The organism is Candidatus Oleimmundimicrobium sp., from assembly GCF_030651595.1.
Lineage (GTDB): Bacteria > Actinomycetota > Aquicultoria > UBA3085 > Oleimmundimicrobiaceae > JAUSCH01.
Genome location: NZ_JAUSCH010000134.1, coordinates 1 through 18154 on the forward strand (window position 1 = coordinate 1; position 18154 = coordinate 18154).

15 protein-coding genes and 1 tRNA gene are annotated in these 18154 nt (G+C 38.5%); 8 read left to right on the forward strand and 8 right to left on the reverse strand.

Translation table 11 applies throughout. From position 1 onward, the window contains the following. The first annotated feature begins 103 nt into the window (after window positions 1-103). The 6 genes from Q7U95_RS07910 to Q7U95_RS07935 all read left to right on the forward strand — a co-directional run bounded on the left by Q7U95_RS07910 (window position 104) and on the right by Q7U95_RS07935 (window position 6394). Window positions 104-994, forward strand: coding sequence for a DNA methyltransferase (locus Q7U95_RS07910; protein ID WP_308753412.1), 891 nt, complete (start codon window positions 104-106; stop codon window positions 992-994). A gap of 2 nt (window positions 995-996) precedes the next feature. Further along, window positions 997-2490: a hypothetical protein gene (locus Q7U95_RS07915; protein ID WP_308753413.1), complete on the forward strand. Its 1494-nt coding sequence runs from the start codon at window positions 997-999 to the stop codon at window positions 2488-2490. Then, on the forward strand, window positions 2480-3121 hold the full coding sequence (locus Q7U95_RS07920) for a hypothetical protein (protein ID WP_308753414.1): 642 nt from the start codon (window positions 2480-2482) through the stop codon (window positions 3119-3121). The genes Q7U95_RS07915 and Q7U95_RS07920 overlap by 11 nt, the downstream gene beginning before the upstream one ends. A 14-nt stretch (window positions 3122-3135) precedes the next feature. Continuing rightward, on the forward strand, window positions 3136-4254 hold the full coding sequence (locus tag Q7U95_RS07925) for a DNA adenine methylase (RefSeq protein ID WP_308753416.1): 1119 nt from the start codon (window positions 3136-3138) through the stop codon (window positions 4252-4254). Window positions 4255-4518: 264 nt separating this feature from the next. Next, window positions 4519-5307: a hypothetical protein gene (locus Q7U95_RS07930; protein ID WP_308753418.1), complete on the forward strand. Its 789-nt coding sequence runs from the start codon at window positions 4519-4521 to the stop codon at window positions 5305-5307. 55 nt (window positions 5308-5362) lie between these two features. Next, a complete protein-coding gene (locus Q7U95_RS07935; protein WP_308753420.1) occupies window positions 5363-6394 on the forward strand; it encodes a PIN domain-containing protein in 1032 nt (343 codons plus the stop codon). An 835-nt stretch (window positions 6395-7229) separates the two neighbouring features. Here the strand turns inward: Q7U95_RS07935 and pknB are convergent. From pknB to Q7U95_RS07970, 7 genes are all read right to left on the reverse strand, one after another. Continuing rightward, window positions 7230-9074: a Stk1 family PASTA domain-containing Ser/Thr kinase gene (pknB, locus tag Q7U95_RS07940; protein WP_308753422.1), complete on the reverse strand. Its 1845-nt coding sequence runs from the start codon at window positions 9072-9074 to the stop codon at window positions 7230-7232. A 111-nt stretch (window positions 9075-9185) separates the two neighbouring features. Then, complete coding sequence (locus Q7U95_RS07945) at window positions 9186-10586, reverse strand: penicillin-binding transpeptidase domain-containing protein (RefSeq protein WP_308753424.1); 1401 nt, start codon at window positions 10584-10586, stop codon at window positions 9186-9188. Next, window positions 10579-11883 (reverse strand): FtsW/RodA/SpoVE family cell cycle protein, encoded by a 1305-nt coding sequence (locus tag Q7U95_RS07950; protein WP_308753425.1) that lies wholly within the window; start codon window positions 11881-11883, stop codon window positions 10579-10581. The genes Q7U95_RS07945 and Q7U95_RS07950 overlap by 8 nt, the downstream gene beginning before the upstream one ends. A gap of 7 nt (window positions 11884-11890) precedes the next feature. Further along, entirely contained in the window at window positions 11891-12718 is an 828-nt protein-coding gene (locus Q7U95_RS07955; protein ID WP_308753427.1) for a Stp1/IreP family PP2C-type Ser/Thr phosphatase, read from the reverse strand. A gap of 2 nt (window positions 12719-12720) precedes the next feature. Beyond that, the gene (locus Q7U95_RS07960; protein ID WP_308753429.1) at window positions 12721-13158 is read right to left on the reverse strand and encodes an FHA domain-containing protein; all 438 of its coding nucleotides are present in this window, start codon (window positions 13156-13158) and stop codon (window positions 12721-12723) included. Then, window positions 13151-13876, reverse strand: a complete 726-nt coding sequence (locus tag Q7U95_RS07965) for a DUF3662 and FHA domain-containing protein (RefSeq protein WP_308753431.1) — start codon at window positions 13874-13876, stop codon at window positions 13151-13153. The genes Q7U95_RS07960 and Q7U95_RS07965 overlap by 8 nt, the downstream gene beginning before the upstream one ends. After that, a complete protein-coding gene (locus Q7U95_RS07970; RefSeq protein ID WP_308753433.1) occupies window positions 13873-15663 on the reverse strand; it encodes a serine/threonine-protein kinase in 1791 nt (596 codons plus the stop codon). The genes Q7U95_RS07965 and Q7U95_RS07970 overlap by 4 nt, the downstream gene beginning before the upstream one ends. 137 nt (window positions 15664-15800) lie before the next feature. Here Q7U95_RS07970 and Q7U95_RS07975 point away from each other — a divergent pair. Then, window positions 15801-15887, forward strand: a tRNA-Leu gene (locus tag Q7U95_RS07975). Window positions 15888-15959: 72 nt separating this feature from the next. After that, the gene (locus tag Q7U95_RS07980) at window positions 15960-16964 is read left to right on the forward strand and encodes a hypothetical protein (RefSeq protein ID WP_308753435.1); all 1005 of its coding nucleotides are present in this window, start codon (window positions 15960-15962) and stop codon (window positions 16962-16964) included. Here Q7U95_RS07980 and larC read toward each other — a convergent pair. Further along, window positions 16957-18144 (reverse strand): nickel pincer cofactor biosynthesis protein LarC, encoded by a 1188-nt coding sequence (gene larC / locus Q7U95_RS07985; protein ID WP_308753437.1) that lies wholly within the window; start codon window positions 18142-18144, stop codon window positions 16957-16959. The genes Q7U95_RS07980 and larC overlap by 8 nt on opposite strands. Between the last annotated feature and the right edge of the window lie 10 nt (window positions 18145-18154).

The window sequence follows — 18154 nt, forward strand, 5'->3', positions numbered from 1 at the left end:
CATTTATATTTTATAGTAAGATGAAATCATACGAAAAGGAATATAGGTTGATAAATATATAGAAAAATTATTAGGGTAAAAGCTTTTGTTATGGCAGAAAAAAATGAAAGAGAGAAAAATGAGCCGTTCAAACAGAATAAAAACTCCGACAATAAAAGACAATAGTGTTATTAAGGAAACTTTAAAAACCATTGATTTAGGAACAAGAGGAATATATTCTAAAAATAATAAACTAAATGATTTGACTGGAAGAGAATGGAAATTCGCAACAAAGTCGGTTATCAATAAAGTTTATCCACTAAACTTGCAACATAAACTTCGCAAACAACATGGTGGGCAGAAACCTCCAGAGCTTTGCACAGAACTTGTAAAAATTTTTACGAAAGAAAAAGCAGTTGTTCTTGATCCACTAGCTGGTGTTGGTGGCACTTTGCTTGGTGCAGCGCTTTGCAATAGGAAAGCCATGGGTATAGAAATTAATCCAAAGTGGCTAGAAATTTATAAGCAAGTTTGCAAGTTAGAGAATATAAAAGAACAAAAAACTATCGCGGGTGATTGCAAAGTTGAATTAGAAAAGTTTTCTGATAATTCTTTTGACTTTGTTTTAACAGATGTTCCCTATTGGCATATGGATAGATTAGAAAAAACAAGAAGTAAACGGATAAAATCGTCCAATTTGTCTCACTTTAATGGTTCTACTGTGCAAACGAAAAACGAGTGGCTTGCCGAAATGAAAACGATATTCCATAAATGTCAAAGAGTCCTCAAAGATAGGAAATATTTGGCTATCTTTATTGGTGATATGTATCGGGAAAATGAGTACCATATATTGAGTGCGGAATTAGCAAATACGATCAAAAATCCTAACTTAATATTAAAGGCAAACCTTATTTGGTATGATGTAAGTAAATCACTCCATGTTTATGGATATCCTAGCGCTTTTATACCTTCTATGATTCACCAAAATATTTTAATTTTCAGAAAAGAAACGTAAAGATGCAATGCAATGATAAAGTTAACGATGGGAAAAATTTGTCTATAATAAAAATTGGCGAAGACCTTTATGGCAAACAAAAGAAAATCAGAGTTCTTACTTTGGAAGAACTTGAAGGCATTTGCAAAAAAGCAGAGCATGTTAATCTGGTTTCCTTTTCAGATAATGTTTTAGAAAGTGTGCATGTTTTTGATTTAATGATTCAATTTAGCAAATTTCTAAAACTGGTGGGAGTTGTATATGAACCGATAAGTCAACCAATTTATTGTTTTATAACCCCAGATAACAAATACATAAACATAAAAATATGCGGGCAATACTCCGCATGGAATATACCAGAAAGCGTTGCGAAAATTATTCAATTTGCAGATATTCCTGATATAGTTATTTGCGAATTCGATAAAAATTTTTCTCCTGTTGTTGTTATAGAAACAACCGGCACTGCAAATGTTGGAAATTCACAATGGCAACGTGAAGGCAGAAAACTCGGCGCAGTAGTTTCAAATACACCGATTCTTTACCAGACTTTTTATTCAGGAACTGATAGATCGCAGAAAGTAAACGAAGGGCAACCCAGAGAACCAACATCGTTACAGGTAATAAATCATATTATTTACTCCATTAGATATAAGTGCCCTTCTTTTGTAATATATTTTAACAATTCGGAAGTTGATGTTAGACTTGGATTTAATCATTCTCCAACCGAAGGAAGAAGTCTAATAGGCAATTATCTTTCTTTGATACTCTTAAATAGCGCTTTCGGTACTCATAAAGAAGATAAAGTTAAATTTGAAAGAAGTATTTTGAAGCATATGATGGCCTACTTAAATGATTCAGTTGTCAAATATGGCAGGTCTTGTTTAAGGATTGACAATGATTTAACTGTTTTGACTGAAAAACAGCGTTCTTTACTTTTAGGTAAAGATTTATCCTTGGAAGATTTTGTTATTAAGCGTGTATATGATAAATCAGCGAAAATCGAATCTAACTGTGATATTTTAAGTTGGGATTTTAAAAATTTTGTTAGTTGGGTTCCCGGCAACATCGAAGATAAACCGTTGATTAAGAATCTCATAAATCAGAAGATAAAACTACTTTCTTATAAAAAAGGTATTTCAAAAATTGGTGTATGCTTGGATACCGCAAAGCTAAAACAAATTATAGAATCAAAATACAATCCAAATAAGATTACACTTGCATCGCTGGACACCTCATTACCTACATTAATATTCCCAGGTAGGATTTGGAAAGGAAAAAAGAAAATAGAATCAGGAGATCCAGAATCTGGCGAGTTGTATGCTTTCAAAGAATTGTTTACTTTAGATTTAGATGGAAGAAAAACGATGAACTTATTGCTGTATATCTTTGTTGAGCCCCCACGCGAATTTCAATATAAAGAGTTTATTGCAAAAAATACTAAATTAACAAGATCATTTAAACACAATGCCGACCTAATAATAGTTAATGATGAGGTACAGGAATCCCATGACAATTAAAGACTTAATTAAATTCAATGCTAAGAAATACGGCGAAGAAGCTTCCTTGATGTCTGTAGATTTTTCCTTAACAAGCATTTATGACCAATGGTTTAGGGCATATATCAGCCCGCCGGGAGGGGCATGGCAAGAACTGTTTATTGAACATAACAATAAAACCCATAAATTTTATATTGGGAAAGAAGTTAAACGTGTTGACTTAATTTTGCAAAAAAGCAGTATGCATAGGGTTTTGTTTTTTATAGGAGAGGCAAAGGATGATTATAAAAAGATTTTATCAAATAGAGACAAAATAAAGAAATGCATGTTGGATATTTCAAAATTTATAATCGATGTAGAGATTGAGGGCAAAAAACCTTTCAGGAACGGTAAATTTAAGCCAATTTTTGTTTTTATCGCAGGATTAGACGCGAAAAGTTTTGGTAAATTTGCCGGAAGAGTTCTATCAAAAGAAAATGAGCTTATTAAGGAAACTATAAATGATTTAGAGCCATCTGATTCCAATCGTTTGGTGATTATATCCTATATTGACGAAACAAAAACCAAGTTTATTTTGAATTTTTCTAATAAGTTTGACTCAAATTTAAAGGCGTATTTTGAGTCGATATTTTTAAATTTTCATAAAACTTGAGAGGATAATATAAAATGAAGTATATAGGAAATAAGTTTAGACTATTGCCTTTTATCGATAAGGCAATTACTCAAGGAAAGTTGCCTACGAAAGGAACTTTTTGTGATATTTTTAGTGGCACAACTAACGTTGCACAATTTTATAAGAAAAAAGGGTATAAGCTGATTACCTGTGATATCATGTATTATTCTTATGTATTTCAACACGCCTACATAAAAAATAATTCCTATCCTTCTTTTTCTACATTATTACAACGTGAAGAAAATATTATAAAAGCTAGAAAGCAAATTCAATCTTCCACGCTTTTTAACGATGATGCAAATAAAGATAATTTGAAAGCCGTATTGCATTACTTAAATAATCTACCGGGGGAAGAAAGCTTTATCTATTTGAATTACGCACCGGGTGGTAGCCGCCATAGCGAATACCAAAGACAATATTTTAGAGATGAAAATGCAAAAAGAGTGGATGCTATTAGAAATCGCATTCAGCTATGGAAAGACAACAATTGGTTAACGGAAAATGAGTTTTTTGTTCTCTTGGCTCCTTTAATTGACGCAGCTGATTTTGTTGCAAATATATCGGGAACATATGGTGCGTTTTTAAAAATTTGGAGGTCAATGGCATTAAAACATTTAACGCTTTTAACACCTAAGTTAACAGAAAGCGATTTAAAACATGAAATTTATCTGGGGGATGCTAATAAATTAATAAGAAATATTAAATGCGACATTCTATATTTAGATCCCCCATATAACAGTCGTCAATATGCACCAAATTTTCATATTCTTGAAACAATCGCTAGATGGGATAACCCTAAGATCTATGGCAAAACAGGGCTTCGTCCTTATGATGGACAAAAATCAGATTATAACGTAAAAGGAAAGTGCGAGAAAAAATTTGCAGACCTTGTAAAGAACGCAGATTGCAAATATATTTTATTAAGTTATAACAACGAAGGAATAATAAAAGATAAAACTATCAAGGATGTGCTATCAGAAAAAGGAGATTTAAAAATATTTACACAGCCTTATCGTCGTTTTAGGACAGATTCTGAAAGTGAAAATAGGCATTATAAAGTTGCAAATGATATAGTAACTGAAAATTTATACTTAGTGAAAGTTAAAAATTAGCCTCCTTATCTTCCACCCATCCTTATGCAACTCTTATAAATTTTTACCATCCTTTTTTATCCCATTTTTTGATTTTGAGATAAATTTTCTTGCTCTCTTATCATAACAATAAGAGAATGAGGTCAGCTATAAAAAAACTGCCCCTGAAATCACACAATTTTGGGAAATTCTTGAAGGGGAAACTTGTCTTAACTCGAAGTTTAATTGTATATTATGGAATGCTATATATTAATAAGTTAGAAGCCACAAGGATGGAAACAGAGCATGAGAAAAATACCTTGGGGGCCAATTAGATCTTCGCTTACTAATAATTTTTCCTTTGGGGGCATCAAAGAAATTGTCGGTTACGCTGATATTGATATGGCCCAGTTATCGCATTTGGAACAAAAATCTCAAGGCGGGGCGTCGAAATCACAATTGCTCAGCGCTATTGATAAGCAAATCGGCTTAATGGACAAAGAGCAAGCGGGAAAGGTTGCATCAATCTGCTGCGAAGAGATGTTGCTCCGAAACCCAGATCTTTCCAGTGAGTTGGAGCGTGTACTGTCTAGAGTGGATTGGAAATTCTCTGGCACTAACCTTTTGCCTATCGAAGTATTTGACATATCAGAGTTAAAGGAAATACCAGAAAGCGCACATGCTGATATCGAGAAAGCTGCCAGAAGGTTACGGGATGGAGATCTGAGCGGCTCATTATCTGCATCTTGTGGCGCCTTAGATTCTGTAGTCTGTGCTATATATCAAGAATTTAGCTTAGGAGACCCCAACAAGGCTTCATTCCAGGAAAGAATAAATAGGTCAATTGATGCAATTGGTGCCAAGGAACGCTTGGCAGAAGAACTCCGGGGTATTTATTGGAGTGAGTCTGATATTAAGCTACTAGCTAATAACTTGGGTGGATCATTGAACCAAGCGGCATTTGTTATGCAAAAGCTCAGATCGACTATGGGTGATGTGCATGGTACAAAGTCAGTCGTTGCTGCCTTGATATATGATTCTCTAAAGTGGTCGTTGTTGATTCTCAGGATATTGGTAACTCGCAGCAGCTTCTAACAAGTGGCTCACAGGAAAATTTTATTTACAACCAAACTGGTATTGGAGAGAATGAATGTATTATTTAATTATTGATACATGCGTATGGATTGATTTATGTAAACAATTTACTGAGGTTGGAAGTAAGATTTCTGATTTGGTTGACCAAGAAAAAGTAAGACTCATTCTACTGCAAATTATCATTGATGAATGGAATAGAAATAAGGAGTCCAAAGTTATAACTCCAAAACAATCAGACATTCGCACAAAAATTAAGCATGCTAGAGAAATATCTCACTATCTTAATCAAAGTGAGGCCGAAGTATTTAAGAGAATTTTAGATGAGTTTCAGGAGCGAAAAGAAGAAACTGAGAGTTTGATTTTACAGGACATTGAAGCTGTAGAAAAGCTTTTCAACCATCCGTCAACAATTAAGCCGCCAATAACAGAAAATGCAAAATCTAAAGCCATAGAGTTTGCCTTAGCTAAAAAAGCTCCATTTCAGAATAAGAATAGTATGGCGGACGCTTTAATTTTGTTCAGTTCTGTTGATTATGTTAAAGAAGAAGGCTTGACTAATTGCTTATTTGTATCAAGCAATACGAAAGATTTTAGCGCATCTGACAAAACCAAAATTCATGAAGATTTACAAGATATATTTGATGAGTTTGGGATCAGTTATTTTATAAACATTGGCCAAGCCATCAATGAAATAGAAACCAACCTTATCAGTGATGAACGTATAAGAGAAATTGAAGAGGTTCTTCAACGTGAAGCAGTGCAAAGGGTACTCGAAAATTACCAACAAACTGTGGAAAGCATAAGGTCAATGGGCGGACTCGCGACGATAAGGGAAGCAATGGCAAACCAACAGATGATGAGCCGTATTAATGAGAGTGTTAGAGCGACGGATGAGATTAACAAAAGCATAAGGTCAATGGGCGGACTCGCAGCTATTCAAAAAACACTGGCGAATCAAATGCAAGAAATGGTAAAAATTAGACGGTTAATAGATAATATCTCAGTTAGGAATCAAGATGTTAAGTCAGGCGAAGAATTTCAAAGTCAGTCAGATGATAAAGATGAAGATGACGATAGTGAGGAATGAGTAATTCTTTGAAAAGATAGATTTTGGTACCAACCAAGAGTCATATAACAAACCCGTTCAAGCCGAGCGCCCAAGCACGGTTTTATTGTTGCAGGTGCTTAATTGAGACTGGTTCTGTCAGTCAAGCTGGTCTAAAATCAAGGTGTCTTTGCCGGTGGGGTGGTGTTTTGTGTAGTGCCTCACCTTTTGTTGTAAGACTTTACGTGCGCCAGCTTAACGGGGGGCGTCAGGCCACCTCAAGCAACATATCCAACACTTTCTCGGCTACCGGATTTTTGGAAATGTGCTCGCTTTAAAGTTCGAAGATAGCCCAGTAGCCCCCCGCCCACTGGTGATGGCGGGCGTTAAGGGTAACATTATACTAACAAAATTTCTAAGTAAGGATTTTCTTCAGTCTCCCCGGAGCTTCTTTTTTTTATGCTCGAATTCTGCTACTATATTTTAGCGCGTTTGAACTTTGAAAATCGGAATCCGATGGTAACAAAAAAGTACCATTTTGAACCAACATAGTCATTTTTAAAACATTTGCTCGGGTTGCTAATTTTAGTTTTTGCACTTAAAGGGGATAGCTGGTTTATCGGGGTTTAACTGAGGAAATTCAAGACGCCCTTGCAAGGCGGAGGTCGTCGGTTCGATCCCGATATCCTCCACCATTCGACTTACTTTGTTCGCTCATGGTAAGGCCATCTATTATCCTTCGAGCTATGCTTGGCAAGACATATAATTGTATTTCAGGCGAAGAATGCCCTTTCGTAACTCGCAAGAGAGAAGGAGGGCTTATTTTTTGCATTTCTTTTTGGTAGGGAAAATTACTAAAGGAGCAAAGTCACAATTTTTAAATTTCTTTCCTTTTCCGCGCGGTCCCAACAAGAATCCTTACAAATGAGCCTTTTTCAATCTTTGTGTTTGCCATTGGATTTTGGTCTAAGACATAGCCTACATCGCCTTCAGATATTGGCTCGGAGTATTCTATATCTGCCTCAAGGCCCAAGTTATTTAACGTGGATATTGCCCCTGCCTCGGTCATGTTTATTAAATTGGGCACAGTCACAAACTCTTTTCCTTTGCTCACGGTAATTGTTACCGTTGAGTCGGTTTTAACCTCGGCGCCGGCCTTGGGTGTTTGACTTATAACATTGCCCTCACTAACGGTGTCGCTATATGCTTCGATTTTTTCCACTGTGAGGCCAAGTTGTTTTAAGAGGGTCGTTGCTTCTTCCGCGTCTCTTCCTATGACATCGGGCACTTTAACTAAGCTGTCACCCTTGCTTACGACCAAATCAATGATAGTCCCTTTTTGTGCTTCGGTATCGGCCTCGGGTGTTTGGCTGATGATTGCCCCTGCGGGGACCTCGTCGTCGTCTGCTTCGGTAATTTCGCCAATTTCAAAACCAGCCCGAACGAGTTCAGCTATTGCGCTGTCGCGACTCATCCCAATGACATCCGGAACAATAATCAACTCTTCGCCCTTGCTCACGATAACCTTAACTAAGCTTCCTTCTTTTATTTTTACTCCAGCTTCCGGATCTTGACTAATTACCAGTCCCTTTTCCACTTTTGAGCTAAAAATTTCTTCTTTTTCAATTTCAAGGCCCTTTTTCTCAAGGAGTTCGGTTGCTTCCAATAGAGTTTTTCCTTCTAAATTTGGGACCACAACCATTGAAGAGGTTGAGAACAAGCCGCGAGAAAAAAAGTATCCTGTTGTGGCCAGTAAAATAAATACCAGCACAAGAGCAGCCCAGGGAAGCCATTGAATTTCTTTCCCTTTTTTGGACAGAGATTTTTGTTTTGTGCTGATGGCTTTTTGGGGGGGGATTACCTCGGTCTCTCCTTTTTCAACCGACGGAGAAGCTATTTTAACGGGCATACCTTTTAACACGCGCTGTAAATCTTGCCCCATTTTCTCGGCTGAACGGTATCGATTAACTGGGTCTTTTTCGAGTGCTTTTAAGATAATGGCTTCAAGTGAATCAGGAATTTTATCATTTAACACGGTAGGAGGAATTGGTTTTTCTTTAACCTGCTTCATTGCCACCGCCAGCGAATTTTCGCCTTTAAATGGCAAGGTTCCGGTGAGCGTTTCATAAAGAACGACACCGAGGGAATAGATATCAGTTGCTTCCCCAATCTCAATTCCTTGGGCTTGTTCGGGAGAAACATATTCGGCTGTTCCTAAAACCGAGCCTGTTTGGGTCATTCCGGCGGCACCGGCACGAGCTATTCCAAAGTCGGCTACTTTCGCCTGACCCCTCGGGGTAATTATTATGTTTTGTGATTTTATATCACGGTGAATTACATTGTTTTGGTGAGCAAATTCCAAGGCGGAACAAACTTGATTTGCAATCTCGATGGCTTCATCTACCGGCAGGGGAGCCTGTGCTTCAATGAGTTGTTTTAAATTCCATCCCTCCAGATATTCCATGACAATGAAGTAGATGTGATCTTCCTGTCCCCAATCATAAATGTTCACGATATTTGGATGATTTAAGTTTGCCGCTGCCTGAGCTTCTTTTTTGAAGCGAGCGACGAAATCTTTTTCCTGCGCAAACTGAGGATGCATTATTTTTACGGCAACGGTGCGGTCAAGAACCGTATCTCGGGCGCTATATATATCAGCCATCCCGCCTCGGCCAATCTTTTTAATTATCTTGTATCTACCGCTAAAAACTTTACCTATCATTTGTACTTTTTAAACCTACTTTTTTTAAGTATCTTATTTAAGTATCTTATTTTATCAAAAACCAGAAAAATACAAAAGAAAGATTCAATCTTTCAATAATAACAATGGTTTTTACTTAATTTCCCTCAAGGCCTTCTGAATTATTTTTTTGGCTATTGGAGCAGTCACCTTACCTCCGTATCCACTATTTTCAATGATAACAACCACAACGACTTGGGGGTTTTCGGCCGGGGCGAAGCCGATGAACCAGGCATGAGGAGCATCGTTTGCAACTTCGGCGGTTCCTGTTTTGCCGGCTACTTTTACATTGGGGATTTGAGCTGCTTTGCCGGTTCCATCTTCAACTACTTTAATCATCATATCGGTTATTTCTATCGCGCTTGCCTCGCTAATTGGCTTTAGCCATTTTTTGCTCTCAAATTTTCTTATTAAAATGTCATTGTGGTCGCGGATTTCCTTGATTAAACAAGGCTTCATAATGGTGCCCTTGTTTGCAATTGAGGCTCCTGCCAATGCCATTTGAAGGGGGGTGGCCAGCACATTCGCTTGTCCGACACTACTCCAAGCAAGAGCTACTTCATCCATTTTATTTGGAGAAGGAATAGTGCTCGTGTTTACGGATAAATCAAAGGGGATTTTATGATTAAAGCCAAAATTTTCGGCATATTCAACCAACTGTTTAGCGCCGAGCTCTAATCCTATTTGAGCAAAGACGGTATTAACTGAGAGCGCGAAGGCCTCGTTTAGAGGAATCTCGCCAAAATCTTTCTTATCATAGTTTGAAATAGTATTTCCGGAAATTTTAATTTCTCCCGGGCCTTTATAAATTGAGGCGGGAGAGGATATGCCGGAATCTACCGCAGCCGATGCGGTAATAATTTTAAAGGAAGAACCCGGTGGATATAGTCCCTGAGCTCCGCGATTAATAAGGGGAGCAGAGGAGTCTTTTATAAGGTTTGTCCAATTTTCATTAATGTTATTAGGGTCGAAGGTAGGGTTTGTCGCCATGGCCAGTATGGCACCGGTTTTTGGGTTCAGAACAACAATTGCTCCTCTCTTGTCGGCCAATAATTCGAAAGCTTCTTTTTGAAGCGGGAAATTTATTGTCAGAGTGACATCGTTTCCAGGCACTTTGTCGCCGGTTATTTTTTTGATGTAATCTTCAGCGGAGACCATTGTTCGCCTTCCGAGAAGGTAATCGTTGTATGTGAGTTCGATGCCGGCTCGGCCGTAAGTGATATCGTTAAATCCAACTAAAGCAGATGTGATTTTTTCTTGAGGATAAATTCTAACGTAAGTATTATTAACAACGGTGTTATCTGCAAGGAGTTCACCATCTGAGCTAAATATTTTTCCGCGTTCAATGGAAGCATCTTTGGCAAGAGAGCGCTTGTTCTCCGGGTGCGACACAATTTTATGTGCGGCAAAAACTTGAAGATAGGTCAGATTAATAATTAACACCACAAACACTATTGAAAAAAAAATTCCGAGAGTGTATAAACGTTTATTCATCATTAATCACACCCTCAAGTAATTCATTGTTTTCGGATGAGGTTTCAGCTGATATGCTGAGCAGGAAACCGAGAAGTATAAAATTGGAGAGCATGGAACTCCCGCCGTAACTCATAAAAGGAAGAGTGATACCCGTTAGGGGGATTAGTCTTGTTACGCCAGCCATGATTACCCACGATTGTATGGCAAATATTGATGTTAATCCTACGGCGAGTAGCTTTCCAAATATATCCTCTGTTTGCAAACCAACTTTTAATCCCCTATAGGCAATTAGCAGATATACCACAGAAACGGCAACGCCACCCAAAAAACCTAACTCTTCGCATATCGCGGAAAAAATAAAGTCAGTATGAACGGCAGGGATGTGAAGAGGGAAACCTTGTCCAAGTCCTGACCCGGAAATGCCGCCACTCGCTATCGCAAAGAGTGATTGGGCTATTTGATATCCTTTACCGTTTGCATCAAGCCAGGGATTTAACCAGATATCAATGCGGGTTTGGACATGAGGAAAAAATCCGTAACAGGCAGTGGCACCCACAACAAACAAAGCTCCTCCGGCGATTATATATGCCACCCTTCCTGTGGCCACATAAAGAATGGCAAGAAAAGTTCCAAAAAAAAGGAGTGAGGAACCGAGGTCTTTTTCAAAAATCAATATAATCAGAGATACGGCCCACATAACCAAGAGGGGCCCAAAGTGTTTAAGGTCGGGGACACCTATTTTTCCAACTCGCCGAGTTACTGTTGAAAGGAGCTCCGATTTCTCTTTTAAATAGGCGGCTAAAAAAATGATTATCAATATTTTAGCGACTTCCGCGGGTTGAAATGAGAGAGAGCCAATCCTTAACCAAAGTTTTGCTCCGTGTATTTCTCTTCCCAAAAAAGCGGGGAGGAGAAGGAGGACAACTCCAGTTAGCGCGCAAACATATTTGTAGTTTTTAATAAGGCGGTAATTTTTACCTCCAAAAAATATTAAAACAAGCATTGTGGCCAGAATACTCAGGCCAACCCAAAGCAATTGCAGCCAAACAAGGTCGGGCTTGAGGCGGTATATCATAATTGTGCCCAGAGAAACTAAGAAAAAAGCAGACGGCAAAAAGAAGTAATCCGCGTTTGGTAAAAAAAAGCGGCAAGATAGGTGAGCAGCTAAAAAAAGAAGAAACAGTATCCCGATGAAAAAAACAGCTCCCATAGATATGCCACCAAAATTTGACAGATCTACTAAAATTACTCCAATTAACACACAGAGGAAGACTAGCAGAAAAAGTATGGTTTCTCTGTTTCTTTTGTTCAGCATGGTTCACCTACTTTCTAAGAATAGTGTAGAAAAAAACTAAGACAAGAACCACGAAAAACGCGCCAAGTAAAAAAGGAACCTTTTTTAAGCTCTTTTGCTCTTTTACAGAAGAAGAATTTGGGGGGGTAAAATCATCTTTATCAAATTCGGCCAAAACTACCGTAATGTTATCAAAACCACCTTTTTTATTTGCTTCTTCAATTAAAAGGTCACATAAGTTCTGGGGCTCGAGGTTTTGAATAAGAATCTTTTGTATTTCCGCGTCAGTTAGCATTGAGGTCAACCCGTCAGTTGCAAGGAGTATTTTATCGCCGGGTTTTATGGTTAAAGTAGAAACATCTGGTTGGACTATTGTTTTATCTCCCAAAGCTCGTGTTATCACATTTCTTAAGGGATGAAAACGGGCTTCTTTAGTCGTTAGTCTTCCTTCTTTTATCATTTGGGCAACTAAGGAGTGGTCTTCAGTTGACTGCATTAATTCAAGATTTCTTAAGAGATAAATTCTGCTGTCTCCAATATGTCCAATGTAAGCTTTGTCGTTTTTTGGGACAAACACGGTAAGTGTGGTCCCCATTCCGCGTTTTTTGGGACTAGATAGACTTTCTAAATAAACGGCCTTGTTTGCTTTTTTAATACTTGAGAAAAGATTTTTTTTCAGTTCTTTTTCTAAAAAAATGTTTTTGGCTAGTGTTTTCAAGGCAAGCGAGCTTGCTATCTCGCCCGCGTTGTGTCCACCCATCCCATCGGCCACGGCAAATATGGTGCCATTAGCGATATAGGCATCCTCATTTATTTCTCTTATTTTGCCTATGTCTGTGCGTGTCCCGTACTTCATAGTTACTCCACATATTTAAAAGTTGTCTGGCCCACTTTTATCTTGTCGCCAAGTTTGAGTTTTTGTGGTTTATTGATTCTTTCTCCGTTTAAAAAAGTACCATTTGCGCTTCTCAAATCCTGGAGCAGTATTTTTCCGTTACGCTTACAAATCAAGCAATGTTGTTTTGAAATAAAAATATCTTTAAGAAAGATGTCATTTTCAGGAGTTCTTCCTATGGTAAGTTCTTGGGCAACAGGGAAAGTTCTGCCCACTTTTTCCGTTGTGCTTTCTAAAACCACAAGACGAGGGTTCTTGATTATTTTTGAACTTTTTGAGACGGGTTTTCCGACCACTTCTTCCCTCAGGTCTTTAGCAATCATTCTAATTAAGACGTATAAAAAAAGGTATATCAAAATTAAAAAAATAGTTTTAAGGCCAAATTGAACTGCACTAAACATAACTTCTCCTAAAAAATTTAATTGAAGTTGCTCCCATTATTATCACATCTCTGTCGGCAAGTTTAGCTTCTGTAATTTTTTCTCCGTTTAAAAGTGTGCCGTTTGTGCTGCCCAAGTCCTTCAAGACGAAATTATTTTCTATTGCTCTAATTTCAGCATGAACACGAGAAATACTAGCATCTTTTATTGGAACATCGTTGCTTTCAAGTCGGCCGATGGTTGTAATTTCTTTGGTGAGAGGGAAGATGTAATCTTCATCTCGCTCTGAAATGATTAAGGAGGCTCCCTTCGGAACTAAATTGCCTTGTTTCTTTTCTTCGGAGGGAAAGATATCTTTATCGGATGCGGCGTCTTCAATCATGGAACTTTTTACTTCAATTTCTCCAAGAGAAAGAGAGTCTTTTGCCTCGATTTTAATTTGAGGAATACCGGTGAGGGCAAAGCCCTCTTTTTTTGCATTAGCTTCTACGAACTCGGAAAGCTCTTTTATTAAAACGCTTTCGAAAGATGTAAGTAGCTTTTTATCTTCAGAGCTTACATAGACGACAAAGGAGTTTGGTGCGTATATTTTGGAAACGCTTATGGTTTTATGTTCGCTCATTTCTCGCGCTATCTTTTTGGCAATTTCAATGGGTTGGATTTGGGACTTAAATTGTTTTATGAAGAAACCCTCGACCAATTCCCCTAATTTTTTTTCGAACTCTTTTAAGAGACTCAAATTTTCACCTCATCGTCTTCAAAGGCAACCTTGCTTTTCTGTTTCATCCTGACTTGTTTATAAGGAATGAGCATCAGCAACAATATAAGTATTATAACGGAAAAAGAGAAAGCTTGAAGAGCTTCCTCAAGAGCGAGAGAGGGCTGGTCTCCCAGTGAGGGTAACCATACATATCCTGCCAAGAGGAGCATAAGGCCAAGCGAAAACCCCAAAGCGTTTCCTGCCAGGCGTCTGTTTCGAACCAACCAGCCGACCACAAATCCGCATAGTGCCCAAGTAATTATCTGAAACAAAAGCACGGGTTGGTGAACAAATGCTTCGAGAACATTAAGAAGTGCTATGAATGGGTTGGTAACTCCTTTTAAATTTTTGGCTAAATAAAAAGAGTTTGAGACATTAAATAATCGAATAACCGAATGACCCGAGAAAATATCATAAAGCTCCAGACTCAAACATCCAGCCCCGCTTGTTATGCTTGCTGCCGGGGCGGCTAAAAAAAGGCCCGCGAGGAAAGGGAAAAGGAGAGCTAAATTTATTTTTGCTAAGATAGGTACGGTAATTGGGATTATCGCTGCCAAAGGATTTCGCCAACCAAAAACGACTATATAAATGATTGAAAATGTAGCAAAAAGAATTGCGAGGGCTGGAGAAAAACTGAAGATTGCCGGAGTAATTATTATTGGCAAAAGAGCCAACCCTCCTGAGGGGGAAAATAAAGCAATTAAAAATATAATCAAAGGAAGAAAAAGCGCAAAACCTGAAGGATAGAAAGCCAATCCGTTAAGAGCAAACCAGCACGTAAGAGCCATAAGAGAAGCCCCAAAAATTTTTGAAATGGATTCTTGCTTAGTTTCCCAGATATCCCAAATACTTGCTCTTAAACTTTCTAAAAATTCTTCATTTTCAAATTCATCTTCAAAGTAATCAGGGTTATTCGCGATTTTCAAATAAAGTGGTTTTAAAATTTTTTCTAAACTGACTCCGGGACGCTTATATTTTTCAATTTTGTAGCGCGTTTGAGTTATTGTCCTATACCTGTCATCAGGATTTTTTGCTAAAGCAGTCGCGATTACATGATCAAGCTTCTTAGGGATTAAGGGGTTTAACTCGTTTGGCGATGGTGGGTTGAGGTTCATGATTTTAAATATGGTGGCTGCCGGTGTTTCAGCTTCAAATGGATTTTCCCCGGTAAGCATCTCATAAAACACTACTCCCAGAGCAAAAATGTCGGTTGCCTCATCAAGATAATCACCAGAAACTTGTTCGGGCGACATGTATCCAATTGTTCCTATGGCAGATCCTTCCGAAGTGAGCGTGGAAGTTCCTTTTAGCCGGGCAATACCAAAATCCATAACTTTTACCCTGCCGTCGCGAAGCAGCATGATATTTTCGGGTTTAATGTCTCTGTGAATAATGTCGTTTGAATGAGCACACTCTAAAGCGAGGCATATTTGAGAAGCTATGGCAATGCTTTGGTCAAGGGAAAGAGGGGCTTCCCATTTCAATATTTTGGAGAGAGTCACGCCGCTTATGTACTCCATAATTAAATAATAATTCTCTTCGTCCTCGTCAAACTCGTGCAATGTAACAATGTTAGGATGGTTTAACAGAGCGGCTGTTTGAGCTTCTCTCATTGTCCTCGGAGCACTTTGAGTATCGATGGGGATTACTTTAATTGCGACAACTCGTTCCATCCGCGTATCGAATGCTTTGTATACTTTCGCAAAACCCCCACTGCCAATCTCTTCTAAAACTTGAAATCGTTCCAGTAAAAACTCTTCAGCCAAGATTTTCTCCAATCAAGGTAATTTTTAGTTTATTTTACTAGCTTCGGCTCAATTTAACTACCGTAGTTTGATTTAACAAGAAAAATGATATAATTTAAATGGTTTTTTGCTTGGTTTTTTGCTGAGTGGATTAATCGGCCGGGGTGGTGAAACTGGCAAACACGCTAGGTTCAGGGCTTAGTGCTCGAAAGGGCTTGCGGGTTCGAATCCCGCCTCCGGCACCATAAAAACAGTTATTCCCTAAAAATTTTGCGGAGGAGCTAATTACGGATACAAAATATTCCCCAAGCGGCAAAGTGAAATATTTAAGAAGGCCATCCCGCAAAAAGCAATTTATTAAATTTCTGGTGCCATTTTTGTTTGTTCTGGGACTGCTCTATTTTTTAGGTCAACTTGGCGAGAGCAAGCCCTCAGAATTTACAGAATACGCAATTCAGGTAAATAAAATGATTCGTGCCTCAAACGAAACGGCTGAGGGCTTTAACGAACTAAAAATACAAGCACCCACTATTTCTCGAGCTGAGCTGAAGGCCAGATTAATTCAATATACGAAGGACTGTGCCGATGTGCAAGAAGACTGTGCTTCATTGATGGTGCCTGAAGAATTGAGAAAAATACATCCTTATTTGCAGCTTTGTTTTGAAATGCGGGGGAAAGGGATGGAAGATTATCAACCGGCTATATTTAACGCTCTTAAAGATGAAGATTTAGAAGTTGCTACATCCCAAGTGTCTAAAGCATTGAGATATCTATCATTGAGCGATGACGCATACGTTCTCTTTAAAGAGAACGCGGAGGAGTTTTTTAGAGAGAAGGGAGTCGATGCTTCTCTGTTGGAACTGACATCTTTCGATGCTGAGCTGGCTTTTGATAAATCGGGTGTCTTGTCTTTTTTACAAGAACTTAAAGGGATTGAGGCCTTAGAAATAATTCACGGCGTTGCCATAGTGGAGCTTTCAACTAATCCGAAACAAACGAGTTATGATGAAAGTTCAAAAACGGCGATTTTGCCTGAAGTTGAAGAATTTGTTGTGGTGGTAACAGTTGAAAATCAAGGGAATCAAATTGAGAACAATCTTCTGGTTGAAGCCATCCTTAAATCAGAAATTGAGCTTGAAGGGCAGCTTAAAAGCGTTAAAATTAACTCCCTTGCACCTGGGGCACGAAAAACCATAACAATACGGGGGCTGAAGCCCACCGGAAGCGGTGTTATTAATCTCTTTACGGTAACCGTTGGCCCCTTGGTTGGGGAAAAACTTATAACAAACAATACCAGGGAGTACAAGTTTGTACTTAAGTAGGGTTTTTTAATACTTTTTCTGCAACTTTTTTAATCTCATCGTAGACTTCTTTAACGGCTACGCCTTTTTCTTTTGCAAGGAGGGCGCAGTCATCGTACTCGGGTGAGACGCTGACTATCTCGTTTTTAAATTTTCCCACCTTGACTTTAGCTTCACCAAATTTTGTTTTTACGATGACTATTTCACGCAAGGCTTTTCTACGCACTTTTTTTGAAATTCGCACCCCCAAAGTGTTTGTCTCTTTAAAGATTATATCCATGATAGCCTCTTCTTTTTGAATGGGGGCGAGTGCTGAAATAGTCGTTCCCGGCCGGTTTTTTTTCATATATACGGGAGTTGTCCATACATCAAGAGCCCCCGCGTTAAAGAGTTTTTCCATTATATATCCATAAAATTCGGGATTCATGTCGTCGATATTAGTATCTACGACAATCACTTCATCTTCCTCAACCTCTTTATGGGTAGAAATCATTTCGCCGATGATAACCCTTAACACGTTTGGTCTTTTTAAATCCCTTGTTCCGGCTCCATAACCTGTTGAGATAATCCTTAAGGGTGGAATTTCTCCAAAATGCTCTGTGTAAGTTTTGATGATAGACGCACCGGTAGGCGTAGTGAGCTCCGTGTTTTCTCCACCGAAATAGATGGGAACATCTTTTAAGATTTCAAGCGTTGCGGGAGAGGGAATTGGCATAATGCCATGATTGGTTTTAGTGAGTCCTGTTCCGGTGGCAACGGGGGAGGCGAAGACCTTTTCGATTTTTAAATAGTTTAATCCGATAGCAGTTCCAACAATATCAATTATTGAATCGGTGGCGCCTACTTCATGAAAGTGGACATTGTTGAGCTTCTTTTTGTGTATTTTTGCTTCTGCTTGAGCAAGGGTGAGGAAAACCTTTTTACCATTCTCTTTGATGGTCATATCCAATTTGCTATCGTCAATTAAATTTTTTACGTTACTCCAATAACGGATGATACCTTTTTCTTCAGCTTGGACATAGACTTTGGTCGCGGCGATTCCTGCCTTTTCAACTTTTTTTGCCGTTATTGAATAATTTTTCAATGGAAGTTTTTTTAGCTCGTTCTCGAGCACTTCAAAAGGCAGCCCGGCATCTAAAAGCGCGCCCAGAGTCATGTCTCCGCTTATTCCGGAAAAACAATCAAAGTAAGCTACCTTCATCTAATCATTC